Origin of the sequence: Mycobacterium sp. UM_Kg1 (genome assembly GCF_000972925.1) — a bacterium.
Taxonomy (GTDB): Bacteria; Actinomycetota; Actinomycetes; order Mycobacteriales; family Mycobacteriaceae; genus Mycobacterium; species Mycobacterium hiberniae.
In genome coordinates, this window is record NZ_JRMK01000143.1 from 1 (window position 1) to 8560 (window position 8560).

8 protein-coding genes are annotated in these 8560 nt (G+C 67.2%); all 8 read left to right on the forward strand.

Annotation, left to right across the window (positions count from 1 at the left end):
* Nucleotides 1–205 precede the first annotated feature (205 nt).
* A complete protein-coding gene (locus tag LI92_RS17500; protein ID WP_046321120.1) occupies nucleotides 206–514 on the forward strand; it encodes a PE family protein in 309 nt (102 codons plus the stop codon).
* 1 nt (nucleotide 515) lies between these two features.
* On the forward strand, nucleotides 516–2096 hold the full coding sequence (locus LI92_RS17505; protein WP_046321122.1) for a PPE domain-containing protein: 1581 nt from the start codon (nucleotides 516–518) through the stop codon (nucleotides 2094–2096).
* A 143-nt stretch (nucleotides 2097–2239) separates the two neighbouring features.
* Nucleotides 2240–3826 carry a PPE domain-containing protein gene (locus tag LI92_RS17510; RefSeq protein WP_046321124.1) on the forward strand — a complete coding sequence of 529 codons (1587 nt, stop codon included), beginning with the start codon at nucleotides 2240–2242 and terminating at the stop codon, nucleotides 3824–3826.
* Between the two features lie 44 nt (nucleotides 3827–3870).
* Nucleotides 3871–4164: a hypothetical protein gene (locus tag LI92_RS17515; RefSeq protein WP_046321126.1), complete on the forward strand. Its 294-nt coding sequence runs from the start codon at nucleotides 3871–3873 to the stop codon at nucleotides 4162–4164.
* Nucleotides 4165–4181: 17 nt separating this feature from the next.
* Nucleotides 4182–4469: a WXG100 family type VII secretion target gene (locus LI92_RS17520; protein ID WP_046321128.1), complete on the forward strand. Its 288-nt coding sequence runs from the start codon at nucleotides 4182–4184 to the stop codon at nucleotides 4467–4469.
* A gap of 175 nt (nucleotides 4470–4644) precedes the next feature.
* Nucleotides 4645–5610 (forward strand): TauD/TfdA dioxygenase family protein, encoded by a 966-nt coding sequence (locus LI92_RS17525; RefSeq protein WP_046321129.1) that lies wholly within the window; start codon nucleotides 4645–4647, stop codon nucleotides 5608–5610.
* 50 nt (nucleotides 5611–5660) lie between these two features.
* A complete protein-coding gene (gene eccA / locus LI92_RS17530) occupies nucleotides 5661–7502 on the forward strand; it encodes a type VII secretion AAA-ATPase EccA (protein WP_046321131.1) in 1842 nt (613 codons plus the stop codon).
* On the forward strand, nucleotides 7499–8560 hold a 1062-nt coding region (gene eccB, locus LI92_RS17535; RefSeq protein WP_046321133.1), incomplete at its 3' end, for a type VII secretion protein EccB. The genes eccA and eccB, both read left to right, overlap by 4 nt.

An 8560-nucleotide genomic window follows, 5' to 3' on the forward strand; every position in this document is an offset into this window, starting at 1 on the left:
GATGTGTATAAGAGACAGGATGTGAAAAACGTTGGGCCACAATCAAACTAGAACTTCAGCGGAGGATGGGCGGTGACTGTCGTTTCGTTCAGCGCGTCGAGTGAGGCTGACGTTGGAATCGACACAGGTGTGGTTTCTGGTGTCGTATGAGTACTCACCAGGCCAACCGCCCGGGTTTGTCGTCCAGTGCGAAAGGAGATACGTCATGGCACTACATGTCGTCCCCGAAGGACTGGAAGCCGCCTGCGCACGCGTGGAGGCACTGACCGCCCGGCTGGCCGCGGTCCACGCCGGCGCGGCGCCCGTCATCACCGCGGTTGTTCCCCCGGCAGCCGACCCGGTGTCGCTGCAGAGCGCGCTCGCACTGAGCATCTTCGGCGGGCGGCATGTCGAGATCGCAACTCACGGCACGGCAGAGCTGGGCCGGTCGGGTATCGGTGTCGGCGAGGCGGGGATCAACTACGCCGCCGGTGACGCCGTCGCGGCATCGGTCTATCCGAGTTGGGGCGGCTGACGTGACCGCTCCGGTGTACATGGCACTGCCCCCGGAGGTGCATTCCACGCTGCTGAGCAGTGGGCCGGGCGTAGGACCAGTGCTGGCGGCGGCCGGGACATGGAACGCGCTCAGCGCCGAATACGGAGCAACCGCGGCAGAACTCAGCGAGGTGCTGGGAGCGGTTCAAGCCGGTGTGTGGCGGGGGCCGAGCGCGGAGTCGTACGCGGCCGCGAATGCGCCCTATCTGGCATGGCTGACGCAGGCGACCGCCGACAGTGCCGCGGTAGCCGCCCAGCACGAAACCGTGGCCACCGCCTACACCGCCGCGTTGGCAACAATGCCGACACTGGCGGAACTGGCCACCAATCACACCGTTCACGGGGTACTCGTGGCGACCAACTTCTTCGGGATCAACACGGTCCCGATTGCGCTCAACGAGGCCGACTACGCGCGAATGTGGGTACAGGCGGCCACCACGATGAGCACTTACCAGGCGGTCGCGGGCGCCGCGGTCGCCTCAGCGCCGCCGACCCCTCCGGCACCGGCGATCCTCACAACGGAGGCCTCGGCCGGATCGGCGGACGCGGTGGACCCGTGGGGCCCCGCACACACCTGGACCGACCCGTTCCTGGAAGGTATCGCCGAGGTACTGCGGTGGGTGGGGATCAACTGGGACCCGGCGGCCGGCACCGTCGAAGGGCTGCCCTATGCGGTGCATGTCAACCCGCTGACCGGGTCGTACTGGGTGAAGAACACGGTGACCCTCATCCAGGAGCTTGACTACGTCATCAGCAACGTGGGCTTGCACCCGGAAGTGGCCCTGCTCCTGCTCAACCCGGCGAACCTCGCGACGTTCCTGCTGGCGCATCCCCTGGTCGCCATCGAGTTGGGCGTCGCGATCTCCTCAAGCCTTGCCTCACCGTTTGCGAGCCTGAGTGCGTTGTCGGCCCTGGCCTACCTGCCGCGCCCGTTCGACCTCCCCCTTCTGGTTGACGTGGTACCCGAGGCGGTCTCGGCGCCGGCCGCCCCGGCGACGGGCACGAACCTGCATCTGGTGAGTGTGTCGGCGTCGGTGCCCGCGACGGGTTCCCCGGCGGCAGCCCCGCCGGCGAGCGCCCCGGCGGGATCGGCGCCGGCGCCGGCTGCCCCGGCAGCGGCGGGCATGGGTGCCGCTTTCCCCTACATGATCGGTTTCGGCGGCGGGCCCGGTGTCGGATTCAATACCAACAACCGGACCGGAACCGGGACCGGCGCGCAGGCGAAAAGCCCGGCGTCGGACTCCGCCGCGGAGGAGTCGGCCGCGCGGCGGCAGGCCCGCAACCGACGGCGCCGCCGCGCTCAGCTGCATGAGCAGGCGCGCCAGTACGCCGACATGGATGTCGACCCGGAGTGGGAGACGCCGGATGCCGCTCCGAGCGCATCCCAGGGCGGCGCGGGACAACTCGGTTTCGGCGGCAGCGTGGTCAAACACGATGTGCAAGAGGCAGGTTTAGCCACCCTCGCCGGTGATTCCTTCAGTGGGCTTCCCATTGAGCCATTGATGCCGAGCACCTGGACCGGTCAGTCCAGCGACGGGGCAGGCGGGTTACCGCCGCAGTGACCGACCGTCGGTGAAGCAGGGCAATCAATGTCGAAATGGAGATGGACCGTGAGTTTGTTGGATGCGCCGGTTGCGCCCTTGGGGGCGGAATCGACGTTGGGGACCCGCCGGCGGGCTGAGCCGTCCGACCCGGAGCGGCTGACGTGACCGCCCCGACGTGGATGGCGTTGCCGCCGGAGGTCCATTCCACGCTGCTGAGCAGCGGCCCGGGTCCGGGTCCGGTGCTGGCCGCCGCCGGAACGTGGAAGGTGCTGAGCGCAGAGTACGCGTCGGCGGCCACCGACCTCGGGGAGGTGCTGGCCGCGGTGCAGGCCGGGGTGTGGCAGGGGCCGAGCGCGCACACCTACGTGGCCGCACACGCTCCCTACCTGGCCTGGCTGACGCAGGCCAGCGCCGACAGTGCCACAACGGCACTCCAGCATGAGAACGTGGCGGCCGCCTACGTCACCGCGTTGGCGGCGATGCCCACGATGGCCGAACTGGCTGCCAATCACGCCGCCCACGGGGTGCTGTTGGCGACGAACTTCTTCGGGGTCAACACCGTTCCGATCGCGCTCAACGAGGCCGACTACGCGCGGATGTGGGTCCAGGCGGCCACGACCATGAGCACCTATCAGGCGGTCGCGGGCGCCGCGGCCGCGTCGATCCCGCCGACCCCTGCGGCGCCGGCGATCCTGGCGTCGGCGGGTGCCGCGGATTCGTCGGACCCGTGGGACCCCGCCCGCCGGTGGACCGATCCCTTCCTCGAAGGTATCTCCGACGTGGTGCACGCGGTCTTCGGTCTCCGCTGGGATCCGGTGACGGGCACCATCGACGGCCTGCCCTACAACGCCTACACCAACCCATTGACGTTGGCGTACTGGCTCAAGAACACGTTGACTCAGATCCAGGAGATCGACTACATCGTCGCGAATTTTGCGGAGAACCCCGAAGTCGCCCTCCTGCTTCTCAACCCGGTGACCCTCGCACCGTGGTTGCTGGCGCATCCGTTGACCGCCATCGAGCTCGGTGCCGCGATCTCCTCCAGCCTTGCCTCGCCCTTTGCCAGCCTCAGCGCGCTTTCGGCCCTGGCAGCGCTGCCCCGGCCGTTCGAGCTGCCCATGATGATCGACTCGGTCGGCGAAATCGAAGCAGCCCCCCGGCCGGTCCCGACGGGTTCGCATGGGCAGCTGGTGAGCGTGGTGACCGGGACCGTCCCGGCCACCGGGTCCCCGGCAGCCGGCCCTCCGGCCAGCGTTCCAAGCGGGGCCTCCCCGCCGGCGCCCGCTGCGGCTGCCCCCGCTCCCGGATTCGCCTTTCCGTACATGATCGGATTCGGCGGTGGTCCCGGTGTCGGATTCGATTCCACCAACCGGACCGGAACCGGCACCGGCTCGCAGGCCAAGAGTCCGGCTTCGGACTCCGCGGCACAGGAGTCGGCGGCGCGACGAGCGTCACGATCGCGGCGCCGGCGGCGGACGCATCTTCGTGACCACGGCCACCAATTCGCCGACATGAACGTCGAAGTGGACGCCGAATGGGAGGTGCCGGGGGGCGGCGGCCCCATCGCCTCGCAGGGGAGCGCGGGCGCGTTCGGGTTCACGGGAAACGTCGTCAAACACGGTGTGCAAGAAGCGGGATTGGCCACCCTGGCTCGCGACTCCTTCGATGACGTACCCATTGAGCCACTGTTGCCGGCCAGTTGGGCCGGTCCATCGACCGAAGGAGACGCAGATAACACAGAGAGTTGAGGGTCGGTGAACACAAGGCAATCGAAGTGGACAGGAGATAAGCAATGAGTTTGTTGGATGCGCATATTCCGCAGTTGGTGGCGTCGGAGTCGGCCTTTGGCGCCAAGGCGGCGTTGATGCGGTCGACGATGGCGCAGGCGGAGCAGACGGCGTTGGCGGCGCAGGCATTTCATCTGGGTGAGGCGGCGGCGGCCTTCCAGGGGTCACATGCCCGGTTCGTGGCCTTGGCGGCGCGCGTAAACGCGCTGCTGGATTTGGCCCAGGCCAATTTGGCGGACGCCAGTGGCACCTATGTGGCTGCCGACGCGGCCGCGGCAAGCACCTACACCGGGTTCTGACCAGAAGGGATTGAGAGATGTCACAGATTCTGTACAACTACCCGGCGATGCTGGCGCATGCCGGGGAGATGAATGGGCATGCGGCGACGTTGCAAGCCGTCGGTGCCGATATCGCCGCCGAGCAGGCAGCCTTGTCGGCGGCATGGCAGGGCGATACGGGTACGACCTACCAGGCGTGGCAGGCGCAGTGGAACCAGGCCATGGAGGAGTTGGTATTGGCCTACCGTGCGATGGCCACCACCCATGAGAGCAACACCCTGGGGATGCTGGCCCGCGACACTGCCGAGGCTGCCCGCTGGGGCTGACGTCGGCCCGATACCGCGCGCGCAGTCGATGCGGCGTCCGCGGCGCGGCATCAAACAGTCATCTCGTTCGAAAAGTTCTCTGCCGAAACGCATTCGGCCAGCAGACGCGCCGGATCCCCAATCCGGCGCGCCGGCTCGACCATTTCATGAACCAGCCAGATAAAGGAGAAGTCTTATGTCCAGCCAATCGTTGTCCACCCGCACCGACTTGGACGTGGTGAAACTCGGGGAATACATCGGCGCCCGGATCGACGGAGTCCGGTTGGGTGGTGACCTGGACCACGAAACCGTCACCGCGATCAACGACGCATTGGTGGCCCACAAGGTCATCTTCTTCCGTGGGCAGCACCATCTCGACGACGCCGGTCAGGCGGCGTTCGCCAACTTGCTGGGCACCCCGACCGCCCCGCACCCGCTGCTGAAGGGCGAGGGCGCGATTCTTCCCATCGACTCCTTCGGCGGCACCAGCGCAAACAGCTGGCACACCGACGTCACGTTCGTGGACCGCGTTCCCAAGGCATCGCTGCTGCGGGCCGTGGAACTGCCGCCCTACGGCGGGACAACCCTGTGGGCGAACACAGTCACCGCTTACCAGGAGCTGCCCGACCCGCTGGCTCGGCTGGCGGACGAGCTCTGGGCGGTGCACAGCAACGCCTTCGACTACACGCAGCTGGATCTGACCGACTCCAAGCAGCTCGAGAAGTATGCCGAGCTGCTGAAGTCGGAGGAGTTCCTGAACTACATTCAGACGTTCAACTCCACCACATACGAGACGCAGCATCCCGTGGTGCGGGTGCACCCCGAGAGCGGGGAGCGTTCGCTGCTTCTGGGCAACTTCGTGCAGCGAATCTCCGATGTCAAGAGCTCCGAGTCGCGCGCGCTCTTCCAGCTTTTCCAAGAGCGAATCACCCGTCCGGAAAACACGATTCGCTGGAACTGGCAGCTGGGAGACCTGGCGATCTGGGACAACCGTGCCACCCAGCATTACGGAGTCGCCGATTTCGGCCAGGAGCACCGGCGGTTGCACCGAATCACCCTTGCCGGCGACATTCCGGTCAGCGTCAAGGGGGAGCGCAGCCGCGTATTCCAGGGCGACGCTTCGGAGTATTCCGTCATCGGAGAGCCTCGAGCGGTGGCGTAAGCCACCGTTCGAGCCGGGCCGTACAGCTTTGAGTGGGAAGTGATTCGAAGATGAGTAACCGTGACGTAGGCGTGCTGGAGGCACGTACTCGCACAACCCGGGTGGACGCTGACATCGTCAGCCGGTTCGCCACCTGCAGTCGGGCGCTGGGCATTGCGGTCCACGGTCGGAAACGGCCCGCCGACCTGGCCGCTGCCCGCACCGGCTTCGCCGCGCTGACTCGGGTCGCCCATGAGCAATGCGATGCATGGGTGGGCCTGGCAGCGGCTGGAGACACTTCAGCACGGGTGCTGGAAGCGGTGTGGCGTACTGCACCGACCGTGGGCGCTCTGCAACGGCGCCTGGATCTGCAGCAGGGTGCGCTGGGCTTCACCTACGACTCGGGCCTGTACCTGCAGTTCCGCGCCACCGATCCCGACGATTTCCAGCTGGCATACGCGAGCGCGCTGGCCGCGGCCGGGCGCTACGGAGAGGCGTACCGACTCGCCACCGAGATCGCCGAGCGCCGGCCGAACTTCCATGACGCCCGCTGGATCGCGACGGTGATCCACTATCGCGCCGAACGATGGTCGGATGTCGTCAAGCTGTTGACCCCGATCGTCAACGACGCCGAGCTGGATGCGTTGTTCACCCACGCGGCCAAGATCGCGCTGGGAATTGCCCTGGCGCGGCTGGGAATGTATGCGCCGGCGTTGTCGTATCTGGAGGAGCCGGACGGGCCGATCGCCGTCGCGGCCACGGATGGAGCCCTGGCCAAGGGCCTGATCCTGCGCGCGCAGGACGATGAGGAGACCGCGGCGGAGGTGCTGCAGGATCTCTACGCCGCCAACCCGGAGAACGACCAGATCCAAGAAGCCCTGTTGGACCACAGCTTCGGGATCGTCACGACCACCGCTGACCGGATCGCCGCGCGCACCGACCCATGGGATCCCGCCACCGAGCCGGGCGAATCGGACTTCATCGATCCCGGCGCTAAAGAGCGCAAAGCCGAACTGCTGGCCGAAGCGGAGCGGGAACTGTCGGAGTTCATCGGCCTCGAGGAGGTCAAGGACCAGGTTCAGCGCCTGAAAAGCTCGGTGGCGATGGCCATCCGGCGTGAGCAGCATGGGCTGGCCGTCGCTCAGCGCGCCCACCACCTGGTCTTCGCCGGCCCGCCGGGCACCGGTAAGACCACCATCGCCCGCGTGGTGGCCAAGATCTACTGCGGCCTGGGACTGCTGAAAAAGGAGAATGTGCGCGAGGTGCACCGGGCCGACCTGATCGGCCAGCACATCGGTGAGACCGAGGCCAAGACCAACGCCGTCATCGACAGCGCGCTGGACGGCGTGCTGTTCCTCGACGAGGCCTACGCCCTGGTGGCCACCGGCGCCAAGAACGACTTCGGGTTGATCGCCATCGACACCCTGCTGGCGCGGATGGAGAACGATCGCGACCGCCTGGTGGTGATCATCGCGGGCTACCGCGCCGACCTGGACCGGTTCCTGGACACCAACGAGGGTCTGCGCTCCCGGTTCAGCCGCAGCATCGACTTCCCGTCCTACACGGCGGCGGAACTGGTTGAGATCGCTACGGTGATGGCCGAGCACCGCGACAGCGTGTTCGATCCTGCTGCACAGCAGGACTTGCAGGCTCTGTTCGCGGAGCTGGCCGAGGCGTCGCCCCCCGACGCCAACGGTGTCGCCCGCCGCAGCCTCGACATCGCCGGCAACGGCCGGTTTGTGCGAAACCTTGTCGAACGCTCGGAGGAAGAGCGCGAATTCCGGCTCGACCATTCCGAACACGCCGGCACAGAGACGTTCACCGATGAGGAGCTCATGACGATCACAGCGGACGACGTTCGCAACTCGGTGGCGCCGTTGCTGCGTGGCCTGGGCCTGGAGGTGAAGGCATGAGCGACCGACCCGACGACGAGCGGCGCTCGTTCGCCTCGCGCACCCCGGTCAACGACAACCCGGACCGGGTGGAGTACCGGCGCGGGTTCGTCACCAAACATCAGGTCAGCGGCTGGCGATTCCTCGTGCGGCGGATAGCCGCCGGCCTTGCCCTGCACGACACCCGGATGCTGGTGGAGCCGCTGCGCTCGCAGTCGCGTGCGGTGCTGATGGGTGCGGTACTGCTGGTAGCCGGATTGGCGGGCTGCTTTGTGCTGTCCCTGATCCGCCCCGGCGGGTCGGCCGGCAACGATGTGATACTGGCCGACCGCTCCACGTCGGCGCTGTATGTGCGGGTGGGCGAGCAGTTGCACCCGGTGCTGAACCTGACGTCGGCGCGGCTGATCGCCGGCCGCCCGGCCAACCCCACAGCCGTGAAGACCGCTGTCTTGGACAGCTTCCCGCGCGGCAACCTGTTGGGAATTCCGGGCGCACCCGAGCGCACGGTGCAAAGCGCCGAAACCGATGCGGAATGGACCGTATGCGACGCGGTGTCGGGTTCTACCGCCGGTGTGACGGTGATCGCCGGCCCGTTGGAGCACAGTGGCTCTCGGGCGGCGGCGCTGGGCGCTGAGCGTGTGGTACTGGTCGACAACGGCTTTGGGACGTGGCTGCTGTGGGACGGCAAGCGCAGCCGCATCGATCTGTCCGACCGGGCCGTCACCGCCGCCCTGGGCCTGGATGTGGGCGTGGTGAAGCCACGGCCGATCGCCCCGGGATTGTTCAATGCGATCCCCGAGGCGCCGGCGTTGCTACCGCCCGCCATTGCTGAGGCAGGAGTCACGCCGCAGTACGGGCTGCCGGTCCCGGTGCCCGTCGGTGCGGTTGTCGTCGCGCACGACATCGGAGACAACGCCGATGCCGTTCGCCAGTACTACGCGGTTTTGGACGATGGCTTGCAGCCTATTTCGGGAGTGCTTGCGGCGGTGTTGCGTAACACCGATTCGTATGGTTTGGAGCGGCCGCCGGTGTTGGGGGCTGATGACATTGCGCGGTTGCCGGTGTCGCGGGGCTTGGAT

Excerpts from the sequence above, each read along its gene's own strand:
- LI92_RS17515 (WP_046321126.1), top strand. The coding sequence starts at position 3,871 with ATGAGTTTGTTGGATGCGCATATTCCGCAGTTGGTGGCGTCGGAGTCG.
- LI92_RS17525 (WP_046321129.1), top strand. The coding sequence starts at position 4,645 with ATGTCCAGCCAATCGTTGTCCACCCGCACCGACTTGGACGTGGTGAAA.
- eccA (WP_046321131.1), top strand. The coding sequence starts at position 5,661 with ATGAGTAACCGTGACGTAGGCGTGCTGGAGGCACGTACTCGCACAACC.
- LI92_RS17500 (WP_046321120.1), top strand. The coding sequence starts at position 206 with ATGGCACTACATGTCGTCCCCGAAGGACTGGAAGCCGCCTGCGCACGC.
- LI92_RS17520 (WP_046321128.1), top strand. The coding sequence starts at position 4,182 with ATGTCACAGATTCTGTACAACTACCCGGCGATGCTGGCGCATGCCGGG.